Here is an 18415-nt window from a genome sequence, read left to right as displayed (position 1 = left end):
CCGTTAAATTACTTTTTCCTTTTTAAATAATATTTTGGATTATCTTGCGCAAGGAGGAAAATAATTATGGCTAAAGAATATAAATTTCCTGAAGGATTCTGGTGGGGGTCTGCAACGTCAGCAGTACAAATAGAGGGAGCTGCATATGAAGATGGAAAGGGAATGAATGTATGGGATTATTGGTATAAAAAAGAGCCAAATCGCTTTTTCGATAGAGTAGGTCCAGATTTGACATCTGATTTTTACCACAGATACAAAGACGATATAAAACTGATGAAAGAACTTGGACATAACTCTTTTAGATTTTCTATTTCATGGTCGCGATTGATACCTGGTGGTGTTGGTGAAGTCAATAAAAAAGCCGTAGAGTTTTATAACAATGTCATTGATGAGCTTATAAAAAATGATATAGCACCGTTTGTTACGCTATTTCACTTTGACATGCCTATAGAAATGCAAAATATAGGAGGTTTTGAAAATAGACAAGTAGTAGAATATTTTGCTGAATATGCTAAAACATGTTTTGAGTTGTTTGGAGATAGAGTCAAAAGGTGGATTACATTTAATGAACCAATAGTTCCTGTATTAGGTGGGTATTTGTATAATTTCCATTATCCAGATATAGTAGACTTCAAAAGAGCGTTACAATTTGCATATGGCACAGTATTGGCAAGTGCGAGGGCAATAGAGGAATTTAAAAAGTTACAAATAGAAGGAGCTAAAATAGGTATTGTTTTAAACTTAAGCCCTGTATATCCTAGGAGCAGCCATCCAGCGGATTTAAAAGCCGCAGAGATTGCAGATTTATTCCATAATAGAAGTTTTTTAGATCCATCTGTCAAAGGAGAATATCCTAAAGAACTTATTGAACTTTTAAAATCATACAATCATCTGCCAGAGTATTTGGATAACGACTTAGAATTAATTAAAAATAACACTGTGGAATATTTAGGAGTAAATTATTATCAACCAATTAGAGTTAAAGCTAAGGAAAATATGCCAAATCCATATGGAGTATTTACACCTAATTGGTTTTATGATGAGTATATTATGCCAGGAAGAAGAATGAATCCTTATAGAGGATGGGAGATATATGAAAGAGGAATATATGACATAATGATAAATTTAAGAGATAATTATGGCAATATAGAGTCTTTTATTTCGGAAAATGGAATGGGAGTTGAAGGAGAAGAGCGTTTTACAAAAGATGGAATTATCCAAGATGATTACAGGATAGAGTTTATAAAAGAACATTTGAAGTGGCTCCATAAAGCAATTGAAGAGGGATGCAATGTCAAAGGATATCATTTATGGACTTTTATGGACAACTGGTCTTTCTTAAATGCTTATAAAAACCGTTACGGTCTTGTATCTGTCGATCTAAAAACACAAAAAAGAACTATAAAGAAAAGTGGATATTGGTATAAAGAATTGTCCGAAAACAATGGATTTGTTGATTAATCATAACCGGCTTTTCGCCGGTTATTTTATTTTCAATTTTGTCAAAGAAAACGAATGACAAAACTGATTTTCTTTAAATTGCATAAATGCATATAGGGGTTTACAATAATTATAGAAGAATAAATGCAAGAAGGAGGTAAAATTTATGCAAAACACTAATGCTTTCATAACTGGCGGCGGAAGTGTAAAAGCGAAGTTGCAAAGGCTTGGTGGCTTCTTGGCTGGCATGGTAATACCTAACATTGGTGCTTTCATAGCATGGGGACTTATTACTGCTTTCTTTATTCCAACAGGGTGGATTCCAAATGAACATTTGGCTAAACTTGTTGGACCTATGATAACGTATCTTTTACCAATTTTAATTGGCTATACTGGTGGTAGGCTTGTATACGATATAAGAGGTGGAGTAGTTGGTGCTATTGCAACAGCAGGTATTATAATCGGTTCATCTATACCGATGTTTCTTGGTGCTATGCTGATGGGTCCTTTGGGAGGCTATGTCATTAAAAAATTTGACGAGATTGTAGAGGGGAAAATCCCAGCAGGTTTTGAAATGCTTGTCAACAATTTCTCAGCAGGCATTTTAGGTGGTTTATTAGCAATTTTAGCATTTCTTTTCATTGAACCAGTGGTAAATGGAATTTCAGTAGGATTAGGTGCAGCAGCTCAATGGGTTACAAACAAAGGCTTATTACCTTTAATAGCAATTTTTATAGAACCAGGGAAGATATTGTTTTTAAATAACGCTATTAACCATGGTATATTAGCTCCTCTTGGAGTAGCACAAGTTAAAGAACTTGGAAAGTCAATATTCTTCTTGCTAGAGACAGATCCAGGTCCAGGTTTGGGGGTTTTACTGGCATATTGGTTCTTTGGAAAAGGCGATGCAAAACAATCAGCTCCAGGTGCTATCATAATACACTTCTTTGGCGGAATACATGAAATATATTTCCCCTATGTTTTAATGAATCCATCACTACTCTTGGCAGTTATAGGCGGTGGAATGGCTGCAGATGCGACATTTGTTTTGACAAAAGCGGGCTTGGTAGCTACACCTTCACCTGGTAGTATATTTGCAGAAATAGCTATGGCACCAAAAGGCGGATTACTTCCTGTACTTGCAGGTATTACAGTTGGAGCAGTTGTATCTTTCCTTATAGCATCAGTGATTGTTAAGAGAGCTAGTGAAGAGAGTATGTCTGCCGAAAGTATGACATTTGCACGTTCAGTAGTCAGTGGACTTAAAGCGCAAAGCAAAGGACAAAAAGTTGAAGAAATAAAGCCAAATGTACAAAAAATAGAAGGTATGCCTAAAATGATTGTTTTTGCTTGCGATGCTGGTATGGGTTCGTCAGCGATGGGAGAAACTATTTTAAAGAAAAAATTAAAAGAAGCAGGATTGGATATTGTAGTTAAGCATTCTGCTGTAAATCAAATACCAAAAGAGGCCGATGTTGTATTTACACAGGAAAACCTTGCAGAAAGAGCTTCTCAAGTTGTGCCAAATGCTAAAATTGTAACGGTCAAAAACTTTTTAGACAATACAGTCTATGATGAATTTGTAAAGAACCTTAAAAAATAAAATAAAAATTTATGGTGAAGGGTATGGAAGATCTAACTGTAAGACAAAAATTTATATTAAAAACTTTGATAGAGAAAGGTCCTTCTAATATAGAGGACCTTTCCAAGCTTATGGATGTAAGTGGAAGAACTATTATGAGAGAAATAGCCTCTATAAACAATAATTTAAAAAAATATAAAGCTGTTATTATAGAGGACAATGGACAAATCATATTAAAAGGAGAGGAAGAAGCGTTAGATAAAATCCATGCTTCTTTAGGCGCCATTCCTCTCCAATGGCTTTTAACTCCAGAGCAAAGGCAAATATTGATGACAATACAATTGTTACTTTCAGAGGAACCCATAAAAGCTGCTTATTTTAGTTATCAATTTAATGTTGTAGAAGGAACTATAAGTCTCTATCTAGACAAAATAGAGGAATGGCTGAAAATGAGAAACTTATCTCTTATCAGAAGAAGAGGTTATGGGATTAAAGTAGAAGGAAGTGAATTAGATAAAAGAAATGCAATTGTGGAGCTGTTTTATAACTATAAACCCATAGAAGAACTTTTAGCTTTTGTCTATAATGATGAAAAAGACAAATATGTATACACATTTTTTAGTACAGTTTTTGACAATGAGTTAGTTCAATTAGTGAAAAGAATTGCACAACAAATTAAGAATGTTATACATGGTAACTTATCTGACTTAAATTACTTTGGGATGTTTGTACATTTACTTGTTTCTATTTACAGAACAAAAATAGACAAGCCAATACAGCTTAACGATGAATTTGTAAAAGACATTTTACTTTCTAATGAATTTATTTTCATGAAAGATGTAGAGAAAATATTGAAAGAAAATGAAGTATATTTGCCAGATACTGAATTGGCATATTTGGCTCTTCATTTAAGTCCCAAAAAATACGTCTATAAACAAAATAGATTTGAAGAACTTGGTATTTCCTTACAAGATTTATCAAAAGAGGTTGTGGAAGAAGTTTCTCGGCTTTTAAATATAAAGATAAATTATGACGAACAACTTATTGTAGGGCTGTCACAGCACTTTGAACCTGCTCTTTATAGATTGACAATGGGACTTCAGACTACCAATCCATTAGTAGAAGAAATTAAAAATTATTATGGTGATTTGTTTAAAGCAGTAAATAAAGCTTGCAAGTTAATTTTTTCTAAATATAATCTCATGATACCGGCAGAAGAGATTGGATATATCACAATGCATATTGGAGCTGCAATTGAAAGACAGCAAGCTTTATCAAAAAAATTAAGAGTTTTTATTATATGTCCAAATGGGATTGGCACGGCGAGAATATTATCAGCTAAATTAAAAACTCTTTTTAGAGAAGTTGATGCTATTGACATTGGGGCAATATGGGAGTATAAGAAAAAAGGTAATAACTATGACCTAATAATTTCTACAGTAAAGCTTGAAGATTTAAAAGATAATGTAATTGTGGTATCGCCTTTTTTGCCAGAAGAAGATATTAAAAAGGTAGAAGAGTTTATAGAGAAATATGTAGTCAAGAAAGAAAGAGAATTGACAGGGAATTTGACGACGGTGGAGAGAAGACGAAATTTTGAAATAGCAGATGAAATACTTCGAAATTTGCAATTAAAATACGTGGAAACAAAAACTATTGCAGATTTAATAAAATTCATAGCAAAGGATTTATATGATTTAATGCTTACTGAAGATGCAAAAGAAATAGAAGAGCTAATCTTTAAAAGGGAAGCCATGGGCAATGTTGTCATACCAACCACCCACATTGCTTTAATTCATACAAGAAGTGACAAAATGGTAATGCCTTTTGTCGGTGTGTATAAACTAAAAACTCCATTAAAGATGAAAAGTGCTGGTTTTTCTTATGAAGAAGTAGATACTTTTCTTGTGATGTTAGCAAGGAAAACAGAAAGCAGTGAAATATTAGAGATGTTAGGTAAAATAAGTATTTCGCTTATAGAGGATAAAGCCTTTAATGAAATATTGAGGCTTGGTGATATCAAAGATATTAGAAATAGCTTAGTTACAATACTAAATGATACACAGGAGGCTTTGGAGGATGAATAAAGAAATACTAAACGAAAATAATATTGTATTAGATGTGCCATCAGAGTCTAAAATACAAGCTATTGAAAGAGTAGGGAATTTGCTTTTTAAAAATGGCTATGTTGAAAAAGAATATATAGAAGGTATGAAGAAAAGAGAAGAAGATGTAACGACTTATATAGGTAATGGTATTGCTATTCCTCACGGTGTTTCTGAGTATGTAAAATATATAAAAAAATCTGGAATAGTTATAGCGCAATATCCTAAAGGAGTAGATTTTGGAGATGGAAATATTGCCTATATTGTCATAGGAATTGCAGGCAAGGGAGATGAACATTTAGAGATATTATCAAAAATAGCGCTTACCTGCCAGTATGAAGAAAATGTCGAGAAATTGAAGAAGGCAAGGACAAAACAGGAAATAATAGAAATACTTCAAAAAGGTGATGAATAACATGTTAAAAGCGGTTCATTTTGGAGCAGGGAATATAGGTAGAGGATTTATTGGATATTTGTTATATAAGTCTGGATATGAAATAACTTTTGTTGATATATCAAAAGAATTAGTAGAAAGCATAAATAATTATAAAAGATATAATGTGATTATTTTAAAAGATAATGTGGAAAAGGAAGAAGTAAAAGATATCAAAGCTATTCATATCGAAGATGAAGAAAATCTATCTAAAGCTATTGTAGATGCAGATATAATTACGACTTCAGTAGGAGCTAATAATCTTAAGGGCATAGGGGAAAAATTAAGAAATTATTTAAATGTAAGAAAAGCTAACATTGATAAACCTTTGAATATAATGGCATGCGAAAATGTACTGTTTGCAACAAATATACTAAAAAATAGTATATTAGAAAAGGGTGATAAAGATTTTATTGAGTACGTAAATCAAAAAATTGGTTTTCCTAATACGGCTGTGGACAGGATAGTACCGAATGTAGATATAAAGAAAGAACTGCCAATAGATGTAGCAGTGGAAGATTTTTATGAATGGGATATTGAGAAAAAAGCAATTATTGGGGATTTAAATATCAAAGGGGCGGAACTGGTTGATGACCTTGAACCTTATATAGAGAGAAAATTATTTTTATTAAATGGAGCCCATGCTACCACTGCATATTTAGGATATTTAAAAGGGTATAAATATATACATGAAGCGATTGAGGATGATTTTATAAGAAATGTGGTGTCTGGAATGCAAGAAGAAGCTTCTCTTGCGCTTTCTAAAAAGCACAATATAAAAATTGATAATTTAAGAGAATATTCAATTAAGGTAATAAAAAGGTTTAAAAACCCCTATTTAGAAGACGAAGTTGTAAGAGTAGGAAGAGAACCTACAAGGAAATTGTCTGTAAATGACCGGTTAATGATGCCTGCCAAACTTTGTTATGAAAATGGAGTTATGCCCAAATTTATACTATACGGTATAGCTGCAGGGTTTTTGTTTGATTATAAAGAGGACCCTCAAGCTTGTAAAATTCAAGATGACATTAAAAATTTCGGCTTAGAAAAAACAATAAGCAAAATTACAGGTTTAGAAGAAAATAGTGATTTATTACATGAAATTGTAAAGAAGTATAAAGAATTAAAAGAAACTTTTAAAAAAAGATGATATAGATTGGATTCTATATCGTCTTTTTTACTTTTTTCTTTTGTAATGAAAGCTATCGTTATAAATTTAAAAATGTTTACAATACTAAGTAAACGTATAAAATAAAGAGCAAATGGAAGTAAAGTTGAAAATAAACATGTAATATTGTCCTAAATCGTTATTGAAGGTCAAAAAAGTGTTTTATATAATTATATTAAGACTTGTCTGACATCTGATGTATGATGTAATTTACACAAAATTAATAATAGTTTAACTTCTATTTAACACTCCTCTGGTATACTTAAAATGTCTAGAATTTTTCCTGCAATTCTTATGGAGGTGATCATTGAAAATCTATTTGTTTTCTAAGAAAAATATGAGTAAAAGGAGGATGTAAATGTTTAGGTCAAGGTCAAGGATATTTGCAATATTTATTGCAGCAATAATGGTATTTAGTATGTTTTTCTCTGCAATACCGCAGATAGCCTTTGCTGCAACGTCAAAAACATTTGACTTTATTGAAGTCACCGATTTTCACGGTTATTTACAAAATGACGGTAAATTAAGTGATGGGACAATTTATAAGCAGCAAATAGCAGGTGTTTTGGCAAAACAAATTAAAGATATAAAAGCTCAAAATCCTGACAGAACAGTAATTTTATCGGGCGGAGATATGTTTCAAGGAACACCGCTTTCCAACGTCTTAAAAGGACGACCAGTCATTGACATGATGAAAAACCTTGGTTTTGAAGCGATGACTTTGGGAAATCATGAATATGACTGGGGCATTAATTCAGTGATTGACACGCAAAATGCTACATTGAAAGATTCAACAATTCCCGTTCTTGGAGCAAATGTGTATGATAAAACAACTGGGAAGCTTGCGAGTTATGTAAAGCCCTATGTAATGATTGAGAAAGATGGGGTTAAAATTGGTATAATTGGAATTGTAGATAACAAAGAATTTCCAAATATAATAATGCCTGCATATATACAAAATGTAGATTTTAGAGATCCTGTACCTATTGTGAATGACCTAGCTAAGCAGCTGAGGAGCCAAGGCGCGCAAATAGTTGTTGTACTGGCACATATGGGTGCATCTCAGGATAAATCAGGCAATGTAACAGGCAATCTTATAGATTTCGCAAAACAAGTTAAGGGCGTAGATGCCATATTTGGCGGACATACCCATACAATTGTTACTACCAGAATAAATGGGATACCAGTAGGTGTTGCTGGAAATTATGGGAAAGGGTTTATTGATCTAAAGATAACAGTAAATGATGACGGTACTATTACAACAGGTGACATGCAATATATTGATATTACAAGTTTGTATTCTACACAAAATCCTGTAGTAGATCCTGATGTACAAGCCATTGTTGATAAAGCTTCTAAAGATGTGGGACCTATATTTAACGAAGTTATAGGTCAAGCTGCAATAGATTTGACAAGGACTCAAAGTGCACAACCTTATGGAGATTCTCTCTTAGGTAACTGGGCAGCACAAGTGACAAAGGATGCAGTAGGAGCAGATTTTGGTTTTGCTAATAATGGTGGGCTTAGGAGAGATATTCCAAAGGGCGATATAACTGTTGGAATGATGTATCAGTTGATGCCTTTTGACAACACAATAGTTACAATGAAAATGACAGGTGCGCAAGTAAAAACTATCCTTGAACAGGCTGTTCAAGATGGAGGAAAAGGCATACAAGTTGCGGGACTTTCTTTTAAATATGACCCAACGAGACCTTCAATGCACAGAGTATTTGACATGAAAAAATCCGACGGAACACCAATAGCAATGGATAAGACTTATCTTGTTGCTACAAATAATTTCATGGGCACTGGCGGAGATGGTTTTAAAGGTTTTACAGACCCAGATGTTGTAAAAACCTATGTTGACACATATAAACTTGTAAGAGATGCATTCATAGATGCAGTTAAAGCGCAAAAAGTTGTTACTTCAAAAATAGATAATAGAATTGCACCTGGTACAAATAACAGTATATTAGTAACAGTACTTGCTACATCAGATATACATGGCAATATATTCCCATGGGACTACAACACTGCAAAACCTGCGAATAGAGGTCTTGCCAAAGTATCTACTTATGTAAAACAAATAAGAGAACAATATCCATATGTAGCATTAGTTGATAATGGAGATACAATTCAAGGAACGCCACTTTCTTACTACTATGACAAAATAGATACTAAAGCAGAGTATCCACTGGCAAAAGTAATGGGAGCAATGAAATATGATACTTGGACATTGGGCAACCATGAATACAATTATGGACTTGACGTCTTAAATAGGGTCATAAAAGACATGAGAAGTGAAGGTATCCATGTACTTTCAGCAAATACTTACAAAGATGACGGAACAAACTTTGTTGACCCTTACTATATTAAGACATTTGATACGCCACAAGGACCTGTAAAAGTGGGTATATTAGGCCTTACAACCAAAACTATACCATCATGGGAAGATAAAGACCACTATGCAGGATTACACTTTAATGACCTTGTAGAGGAAGCAAATAAGTGGGTGCCTAAGTTAAGAGCAGCAGGAGCAGAGATTGTAGTTGTTACTATGCATTCAGGCGAAGAAAAGCCGACAGATGTGATACCAGAAAACCAAGTTATTGCTGTAGCAACGAAGGTAAATGGCATTGATGCAATAGTTGCAGGACATACTCATATTAATATACCAGAACACGATTATAAAAACCCTGCAGGAAATACTGTTATAGTAACACAACCTGGCAAATGGGGTGAATATGTATCACAGATATACTTTGACATTACCAAGAATGCAGAAGGTAAATGGGTAATTGATGATAAATGGAGTACAACCATAAAAATGGACGATTCTATACAGGCAGATCCTGACATCATTAAACTGGCACAACCATATCAAGATGCAACGCTTAAATATATAGGAACAAAAATCGGTGTTGCAACAGGTGATTTCTTAGGTACTGATCAAACAATAAAAGAGACCGCTATAATGGACCTTATCAATAAAGTTCAAAAATATTATGCCAAAACTGATCTATCAATTGCTGCACCACTTAGCAGTTCAGCAAAGATATTGAAAGGTGATGTAACAATTCAGGACATCATGGGTGTATATGTATATGAAAACTACTTGTATGGAATAAAGATGACAGGAAAACAATTAAAAGACTGGATGGAATGGTCAGCAAGGTATTACAAACAAGTTTCCTCGCCAAATGATCCTATAACAAAAGATCCTACTTTAAATATACCTGATTACAATCTTGATCAACTATACGGCGCAAGTTATGTAATAGATTTAACACAACCAGCAGGGCATAGAATTAAGAATCTCAAAGTCAATGGCAAACTTGTAAAAGATGACGATGTATTCACAGTAGCAATAAACAACTATAGGTTTAACGGCGGCGGTGGATTTATGCAAGCTGCTGGAATAACAAATCCAGAAATCGTATTTGATTCCGCAAAAGCTTATGGCGACGACGGACAGGTAAGGAATTTGATGATCAGATATATTCAGGAGCATGGTACAATTACACCAACCGTTGAAAATTACTGGTATGTATCAACTACTCCTGTGGCAGAAGAAACACAATCACCAGTAACACAACCAACGCCTGCTCCAACTCCGCAACCACAACCTGCACCACAACCTGTATACAACTATGGCATTGTAACTGCATCAGCGCTTAACGTGAGGGCCGGCGCAAGCACTTCAGACAAAATTTTAGGAGTACTTCCTGCCGGAAAAGTTGTGACATTGCTCGAAGAAGTCAACGGATGGTACAAGATTGACTACAATGGCAAGACAGGATACATCTATGGCAAATACGTTGCTGCAACGCCAAATCCGTCAAATGTAACTGTTTTGAAAGCTGTAAAAGTCACTGCTAAGAGCGGATTAAATGTAAGAGTAGGGAATTCTATAAATGCAAAGAAAATAGGAGCAGTACCATATGGTACAGAACTAAAAGTAGTTGGAGAATATAATGGATGGTATCAGATACAGTATAATGGCGGATTTGGATATGTATACGCAAAATATACAAAATAGGAGCTAAAGAAGAGAAAAGCTGTGGGAAACCGCAGCTTTTCTCTTTTGCAAAAACTGTTGGAGAAAAGAAAATATGTGATAAAATATTTAGGTAAGTGGATTATATACAGGAGATTTACAGCGAAAGGATGAAATAAGTTTGAAAATAGGCGATGTAGTTTTAAAAAATAATGTATTTTTATCTCCTATGGCGGGGGTTACAGATAAGCCTTTTAGATTGATTTGCCAAGAAATGGGTTGTGGCCTTGCGTACACAGAAATGGTTAGTGCCAAAGGCCTTTATTATGGCAGTGAAAATACAAAAGTGTTGACAGATATTGATGAGGAAAAGAAGGTGGCTCTTCAAATATTTGGCTCTGACCCAGATATTATGGGAGAAATAGCAAGGAGGCTAAACGACAGTAAAGCTTTAATTCTCGATATAAACATGGGATGTCCTACCCCTAAAATAGTTAAAAATGGTGATGGAGCGGCACTTATGCTGAAACCAGAATTAGCAGAAAAAGTAATGGAATCTGTTGTAAAAGCATCAAATAAACCTGTGACAGTTAAAATAAGAAAAGGGTGGGATGATAATCACGTAAATGCAGTAGAGATAGCACAAATTGCTGAAAAGGTTGGTGTTAAAGCAGTAGCAGTACATGGAAGGACGAGAGAACAATTTTATTCTGGAAAAGCTGACTGGAGTATAATAAAAAAAGTTAAAGAAAGTGTAAAAATACCTGTTATGGGCAATGGTGATATATTTACACCAGAAGATGCAAAAAGAATGTTTGAGGAAACGGGATGCGATGCAATTTTAATAGGACGAGGGGCGCAGGGGAATCCCTGGATATTTAAAAGAACGGTACATTTTTTAAATACCGGAGAATTACTTCCTGAGCCGACAATACAAGAAAAAATAGAAGTGATTATCAGGCATTTGGAAATGATGATAGAATACAAAGGTGAACGTACAGGTATTCTTGAAATGAGAAAACATATCGCTTGGTATTTAAAGGGATTATATGGGAGTGCCAAACTCAGGGAAGCAGTATTTAAAATGGAAAAGTATAAAGAAATAAAAGAATTTTTGTTAAATATAGCGAGGATGAGTCCTGCTGAATTGCAGGACTCTTAAGAGTTATTTTAAATTGTCGGGCAGTGTTTGCCTCATAGGAATATTTTGACGGTTTAAGAGGTTTTCGACTAATTCAGGAAATTCCTCTGCTGGTATGCCAGCTCCCATTTCTGCAGGGTCATGAAAAGCATGAGCTCTTGCTCCACCACAAAGGAGTGAAAAGTTCATTTTCCTATTTAATAAAGGAGAGACTGTCATTTCAGAGCATACCCCACATGTGCCAAGCAAATCTATATTTAATCTTCCGCCTTTTTTCATCAGATATGGTCCTTCAAGAGAAAGAATTTGTGCAGGTAATCCAAAAACAAGGACTACTTGAGGCTCTGCTGGAGCTTTTGAAAGTTTAAATATAATAACTTCAGAAATACTTCCAGGTTCGAGATGGGGGATCATTTGCCTTGTTATTTTTGACGTTTCAAGGGAGTAAAATCTTCTTAAAAGAAAATCTCTTTCTCCATTTTTAATTGATTGCGGCAATTCACATAGTCCAAGGTTAGCAGCTCCTGCAGCGCACAAAAAATCTTCAGCATTCAATCTTAAGATGTCTGGTGGTTGTGGAAGTCCGGAGTAATTAGTAGAGCCTCTCACTGTTTCTACTGCTTGACAGTAAGTTAATTTTCCAATAGGTCTTGGAATAGTCTCAAAAAATTTTTCATACCTTTCACTGTGATGGGCAGGAACTAGATATATTCCAACTGGTTCATATTTCAATTTTAACTTCTTTACTATTTTTGAAGTTAAGTCTTGCCAATCATGTTTTGGTTTTATCAATTGTTCTTCTAACAGTGGACCTGCCATAATTTTCACCTCCTATTGTTTCCCATAGATGTATATTGCATTTGTAGGGCATATTTCGATGCAAGAAAGACACAATATGCATCTTTCTGGATAAATTACTGAAGATTTGTATTCTCTATTGGGGTTAGTTTCGTTTTCTCTTTTTGTCAAATTATATACGTCTTCTGGACATACTTCTACACACCGTCTACAACCAATACATTTTTTGTCATCAATCGTTATTTCAGCGCCAGGTCTAAAGAGAGAGAAGTTTGACATTTTATCACCTCAAATTTTATAAAGCTTACAGCTAAATTTTAAGCTTTTTTAACAGATAATTCAAGCGTGTAATATATCAATTTTTCTTATATTTCATATAGGTGTTTTTAGATACAACAAAATGTTGAAAAATCTTTACCTCTAAATTCCACTAAAGTTATAAGTGACAAAAGATAAAAGTGATGATATTATGAAAAAGAGGGGTATTTTTAATGTTGAGGTGGTAACGTTGTCAATTGAATATATTATAGCACTTTGCGGTATAGGATTTGCAGCTGCTTTTATTGATTCTATAGCGGGTGGGGGCGGTATAATAAGTCTTCCAGGGCTTTTAGTACTTGGAGTACCTCCGGCTTTTGCTCTTGGAACGAATAAATTTGCCGCTTCTTGTGCTTCTTTTACCAGTTCTTTGACTTTTATAAAGTATAGAGTGTATGATGGGGATTTGTTGAAATATTTGATATTTGGAACTTTGCTGGGGGCAATTCTTGGTGTTAAAACTGTGCTTCTTTTGGATAGTTCACAATTGAGGATAATTATAATTGCTTTAATGGTTTTTGTAGCAGTATATACATTGTTTATGAAAAATATAGGCAGTGAAAATAAATTTGAAGGTGTTACTAAGAAAAACTTAGCAATAGGGCTTATAATTTCCTTACTTTTAGGCTTTTATGATGGTTTTTTTGGGCCAGGAGTAGGTTCCTTTTACATATTTTTGTTCATAACTCTTTTAAAGTATGATTTTAAAATAAGTGCTGGCAATGCAAAAATACTAAATTTTGTAAGTAATATAACTTCCTTAGTTATGTTCGCATTAAATGGCAAAATTTTATATTCAATTGCGATCCCCATGGCGTTGGCAATGATACTTGGTGCGAGATTGGGAACTAAACTGGCTATAAAAAATGGAGCACGGCTTATAAAGCCTATATTGGTGTCAGTAACTTTCTTATATGCAATGAAAATGATTTTTGATGTAATAAAACATTAAACTAAGACATGCACAAATGATTTAAAGAAACCACATATATGTATCATAGGGAGATGATGCATATATGATGGGGGACAAAATAGAGAAAAAATATGGAGGAATTGATGTTATAGAATTTTATCATAAAGAGAAAATTAAAAAGAAAAAGACAATACCTAAAGAGGCTTTTTATGACAGATTTCTAAAAATTGGAGACCTTATAATGATATCAAAACCTTATGAAGAGAAATTGAAGGCAAAAAAATATAAAATCAGCCTATATGAACTTTTAAAAGACGTAGATTATGAAGAAGTATTTGGAATAAACATCCCTACCAAAAGAAAAAAAGAGAGCTATCATAACAATCTCTCTTTTGAGAATTTTACTATAGGCGATATTGTTTTGGCTACAAGTCCTGGCTTTCACATACAAGGTGCTATTAGACATGCTGCTATATTCGATAGCAGAAGATATCATGGGAGCGTTGATGATGAATGTTTACTCACTGCAGAACCAAACAAAGGAGTAATATACGAGTCTATTCGATTTTATCATGAAAACTTTGGAGAAGCATGGGGACTTTATGTGCCTAATACGACTTTACAACAAAGAATTGCAGTTGTCGATGAACTTGCAAAACATATAGGAGAGAGATATTATTGGAGTGCCCATAAAAACAATTCTAAAGTTTGGTATTGTTCATTGGTTCCATGGCGGGGGTATTATAAGATTATGGGAATCGATATTGATTATAACGATGGTTACTGGGTTTTGCCTATAGATATTTTTATGAGTGAATATACTGAAGTTTTTGAGTATTCGAGGGGATAGTTGTACTATCCCCTTAGACTGTAGACAAACTTTCGTAAAGGAGATATTTTGCAATCGGTGCGACTTGTTACAAAGCGGTAACAAAACTTAGCAAGACCGAGGGTGGAGGCAAGGCCGAAGCCATGGATGGCGGAGGCGGGCACCTTAAGGCATGGAGGCCGATTGTGCCCGGTACCCTGCCGGAGCCCGAAGGTCGAGATTTAGTTTTGTCGTTTTGGAACATCGGAGCAACGATGCAAAATATCTCCTTTGAATATTTTTTAATTTTGTCAACAAACTGAGGGGATAGTTGTACTATCCCCTATTAAATGAAGGACTCCGCTATATTGTAGTATGTCTGACGTTTTGAAAATATATGAAAATGACGAAAGCATATTGACTTTTGAAAATGTTGCATTGTATAATTGTTTTATAAACACGTGTTTATAATTGATTTTATTTGCATGTGTGATTTGAAGACAAAAGTATAAGTATGATCAGCAACATAGCTTGAGATATTGAGATTTGAGTAAAATAAATTATGTAACAATTGAAGTTTTATTTTGTTGAAATATAAGGAAATCTGTATTATAATTATAGAAACACGAATTTATAATTATCTCTTAATAAGGAGTAATGCTTATGAATAGCAAGGACATTGCAAAGATTGCGGGTGTTTCACGTAGTACAGTTTCAAGAGTAGTAAATAATTATCCTAATGTTCCGCCTGAGACCAAAGAAAAGGTCTTAAAAGTTATCAAGGAATATAATTATGTTCCTCATGCTTCAGCAAGGATGCTCAGAGGGAAAAGTTCAAAAACTATTGGTCTGGTGATAGTTGATATAAAGAAAAATAGTGATATTCATAAGGTATATGATAATGTTTACTTTGGGCCTTTTACGACGGCGGTTATAGATTTTGCGAATCAATTAGGCTATAACGTGCTTGTGATAACTGTTTACAAAGCAAGAGATTACAAAAAAGTAAGAGAAGTCTTTTATAACAAGACTATAAATGGTGCGATTTTTATTGGAGTAAAAAATGATGATCCAGATATAAAAAATCTAATTGAGGCTGGATTAAAGACTGCTGTAATTGATCAGGAAATTAGGGAAGATGAAGATGACGCTTTTAACAAAAGCATTATAGTGAACATGGATAATGTAAATGGTGCGTATGAAGCGACAAAATATCTAATCAATCTAGGTCATGCGGAAATTGCTCATATAACAGGCGATATGGAAAAACTTTCTGGATTTGCAAGATTAGAAGGATATAAAAAAGCATTGAAAGAAGCGGGAATTCCATTTAAAAGTAGTCTAGTAGTAAAAGGGGATTTTGTTGAAGAAAGCGGTTATAAAGCTGCATACAAATTATTTAAAAAAGCAAAGCCCACAGCGATTTTTGCTTCAAACGACCAGATGGCTATAGGAGCTATGCAGGCTTTAGAAGAGATGGGATATAAAGTACCTGAAGATGTTTCTATAATCGGATTTGATGATATTACAATATCTCGGTATTTAAAACCTGCTTTGACGACCATGAGTGCATCTTTATTGCAAATGGCAGAATTGGCTGTAGTCAATCTTATAAAATCCATTGAAGAAGAATTGGGTATTACAGCTAAATTTGTAGTGCCTGTAAAACTTGTAGAAAGAGAATCTTGCAAAAGACTTAATATATCTAAAGAAAAAGAGGATACAGAATATGCAATTTCAATGAGGCGTTAAAAAGCATTGATTTTTCAGCATTTTTCTTTTGGCTTTTATAAACACGTGTTAATTTAATATATAAATTTAATGATTGATACTAAAGGCTAAAAGCCTTTTAGTTTATAAATGTATGAAAGGGGTGAGAAAAAAGTAAAAAATTCATGAAAACATTTTTTATTAAAAAAATAATTTAAAAAGGAGGATTTTAAAGTGAAGAGGCTTTTAAGTCTATTATTAGTTTTAATGCTAGTAATGGGTGCACTGGCAGGCTGTGGTCAAAGCAGTAAGCAAGAGGCAAATAATAATACACCTCAACAAAATAATACACCACAACCATCGGAGGAAAAAGTATATCAAAGAAATGAGACATTATATTATGGAGGTGCTATGTGGGGACCACCTAGTAACTGGAATCCATTAGTACCTGGTAATGTAGTAGCAGGAGTAGTAGGATTGATTTATGAAACACTTTTTAATTACGACCCTGTGAAAAATGATTTAATACCTTGGTTAGCAGAAAAAGGTGAATGGACATCTGATAAATCATATAAAGTTACTTTGAGAGATGGTCTTACATGGCAGGATGGAAAACCTTTAACATCTGATGATGTAAGATTTACTTTTGAAATAGCTAAAGAAAACAGCGACATTAATTATAGCCCGATATGGAGATGGTTAGAGTCTATAGAAACTCCGGATGCTAAAACAATAGTATTTAATTTTTCTACTCCTCACTATCATGAATGGACTTTTGATTTATATCAAATACCCATTATTCCAAAACATATATGGGAAGGAAAGTCAAAAGATAAATTGTTAAAAGATCCTAATGAGAAAGCAATAGGTTCAGGTCCCTATTTGTTTGATACCTATAGTAATGATCGTATGGTATATAAGAGAAATGACAATTGGTGGGGTATAAAAGCATTAGGATTGACGCCTGCACCTAAGAGAGTAGTTTCTTTAGCAGTACCAAGTAACAATGTTGCATTAGGTATGTTAATGAAAGGAGAACTAGATTTTAGTAATTTCTTCTTACCTGGTATACCGTCTTTAAAATCTAATTATGGAATTACGACTTTCTACGATAATCCACCATATATGATTCCAGATTCAACTGTATTCTTGTTTATCAATACTACTAAAGCACCGCTAAATAATGTAGAATTAAGACGTGCTATGGCATATGCGATTAATCCTAAAGTAATAGTAGATAAAGCATACGAGAATCAGGTAATGGCTGCAAACCCATTGGGATTTTTGCCTATTAAAGCATGGGAAGAATATTATGATAACAATGTGGTTTCACATTATGGATTTAGTTATGACCCTCAGAAAGCGAAATCAATTTTGGATGCAGCAGGATTTAAATTGGGTAGTGATGGTATAAGAACAGCACCTGACGGGAAAAAGTTTAAGTTAGAAATTAGTGTTCCATATGGCTGGACAGATTGGATGGAATCAGCTAAGATTATTGCAGATCAATTAAAAGCTGTAGGACTTGATGTAGAAGCCAAATTCCCTGATTTCAATAAATATTATGAAGATTTGACAAAAGGTAATTTTGATTTAATGATTAATAGTTTTGGTAGCCAGACATCAATAAGTCCATGGACACTATATAACTGGTTGTTCGCAGAAATAAAAGATACACAGTATAATGGCAATTTTGGACGTTTTGATGCTCCTGGATTACGAGATTTAGTAGACAAATTTAATGAAACTAAGATGGGAAGCCCAGAGGCCAAACAAGTTGCTTCACAGTTAGAAGAAATTTTCTTAAAAAATATGCCTGCTATACCTATTTGGTATAATGGTTTGTGGTTCCAGGCATCTAATGCAGTATGGGAGAATTGGCCTACAGAACATGACCCATATGCTTACCCATGTGGTTGGGGTGGCAGATGGCAAACTGGTGGAACAATGACATTAATGAAAATAAAACCGAAAGCTTCGCAGTAATAAATGGGGGTATATA

13 protein-coding genes are annotated in these 18415 nt (G+C 34.0%); 11 read left to right on the top strand and 2 right to left on the bottom strand.

Annotated features, from left to right (window positions below; all coding sequences use genetic code 11):
* Positions 1–66 precede the first annotated feature (66 nt).
* The 7 genes from THYS13_RS08325 to dusB all read left to right on the top strand — a co-directional run bounded on the left by THYS13_RS08325 (position 67) and on the right by dusB (position 11887).
* Positions 67–1461: a glycoside hydrolase family 1 protein gene (locus THYS13_RS08325; protein WP_042834107.1), complete on the top strand. Its 1395-nt coding sequence runs from the start codon at positions 67–69 to the stop codon at positions 1459–1461.
* Positions 1462–1606: 145 nt separating this feature from the next.
* Entirely contained in the window at positions 1607–3043 is a 1437-nt protein-coding gene (locus tag THYS13_RS08320) for a PTS mannitol transporter subunit IICB (RefSeq protein ID WP_042834106.1), read from the top strand.
* 11 nt (positions 3044–3054) lie between these two features.
* The gene (locus THYS13_RS08315) at positions 3055–5109 is read left to right on the top strand and encodes a BglG family transcription antiterminator (protein ID WP_052210509.1); all 2055 of its coding nucleotides are present in this window, start codon (positions 3055–3057) and stop codon (positions 5107–5109) included.
* Complete coding sequence (locus THYS13_RS08310; RefSeq protein WP_042834104.1) at positions 5102–5542, top strand: PTS sugar transporter subunit IIA; 441 nt, start codon at positions 5102–5104, stop codon at positions 5540–5542. Before THYS13_RS08315 ends, THYS13_RS08310 begins: the two co-directional genes overlap by 8 nt.
* A 1-nt stretch (position 5543) precedes the next feature.
* The gene (locus tag THYS13_RS08305; RefSeq protein WP_042834103.1) at positions 5544–6710 is read left to right on the top strand and encodes a mannitol-1-phosphate 5-dehydrogenase; all 1167 of its coding nucleotides are present in this window, start codon (positions 5544–5546) and stop codon (positions 6708–6710) included.
* A gap of 376 nt (positions 6711–7086) precedes the next feature.
* Positions 7087–10767, top strand: coding sequence for a 5'-nucleotidase C-terminal domain-containing protein (locus THYS13_RS08300; RefSeq protein WP_042834102.1), 3681 nt, complete (start codon positions 7087–7089; stop codon positions 10765–10767).
* Between the two features lie 139 nt (positions 10768–10906).
* Positions 10907–11887 (top strand): tRNA dihydrouridine synthase DusB, encoded by a 981-nt coding sequence (gene dusB / locus THYS13_RS08295; RefSeq protein WP_042834101.1) that lies wholly within the window; start codon positions 10907–10909, stop codon positions 11885–11887.
* Between the two features lie 3 nt (positions 11888–11890).
* Here dusB and THYS13_RS08290 read toward each other — a convergent pair whose 3' ends face one another.
* Positions 11891–12685, bottom strand: a complete 795-nt coding sequence (locus THYS13_RS08290) for a DUF169 domain-containing protein (protein ID WP_042834099.1) — start codon at positions 12683–12685, stop codon at positions 11891–11893.
* 12 nt (positions 12686–12697) lie between these two features.
* Positions 12698–12943, bottom strand: coding sequence for a ferredoxin family protein (locus THYS13_RS13900; protein WP_072966758.1), 246 nt, complete (start codon positions 12941–12943; stop codon positions 12698–12700).
* Between the two features lie 229 nt (positions 12944–13172).
* Between THYS13_RS13900 and THYS13_RS08285 the strand changes: the two genes are divergently transcribed.
* The 4 genes from THYS13_RS08285 (at position 13173) to THYS13_RS08270 (ending at position 18399) form a co-directional block, all read left to right on the top strand.
* Complete coding sequence (locus THYS13_RS08285) at positions 13173–13934, top strand: TSUP family transporter (RefSeq protein ID WP_042834098.1); 762 nt, start codon at positions 13173–13175, stop codon at positions 13932–13934.
* Positions 13935–13998: 64 nt separating this feature from the next.
* A complete protein-coding gene (locus THYS13_RS08280; protein ID WP_042834097.1) occupies positions 13999–14745 on the top strand; it encodes a hypothetical protein in 747 nt (248 codons plus the stop codon).
* Positions 14746–15366: 621 nt separating this feature from the next.
* Complete coding sequence (locus THYS13_RS08275; RefSeq protein WP_042834096.1) at positions 15367–16455, top strand: LacI family DNA-binding transcriptional regulator; 1089 nt, start codon at positions 15367–15369, stop codon at positions 16453–16455.
* Between the two features lie 192 nt (positions 16456–16647).
* A complete protein-coding gene (locus tag THYS13_RS08270) occupies positions 16648–18399 on the top strand; it encodes an ABC transporter substrate-binding protein (protein ID WP_042834095.1) in 1752 nt (583 codons plus the stop codon).
* Positions 18400–18415: the final 16 nt, after the last annotated feature.

Source organism: Thermoanaerobacter sp. YS13 (genome assembly GCF_000806225.2).
Lineage (GTDB): Bacteria > Bacillota > Thermoanaerobacteria > Thermoanaerobacterales > Thermoanaerobacteraceae > Thermoanaerobacter > Thermoanaerobacter uzonensis.
The sequence above is the reverse complement of the archived record's forward strand: the minus strand, read 5'-3'. Positions and strand labels throughout refer to the sequence as shown.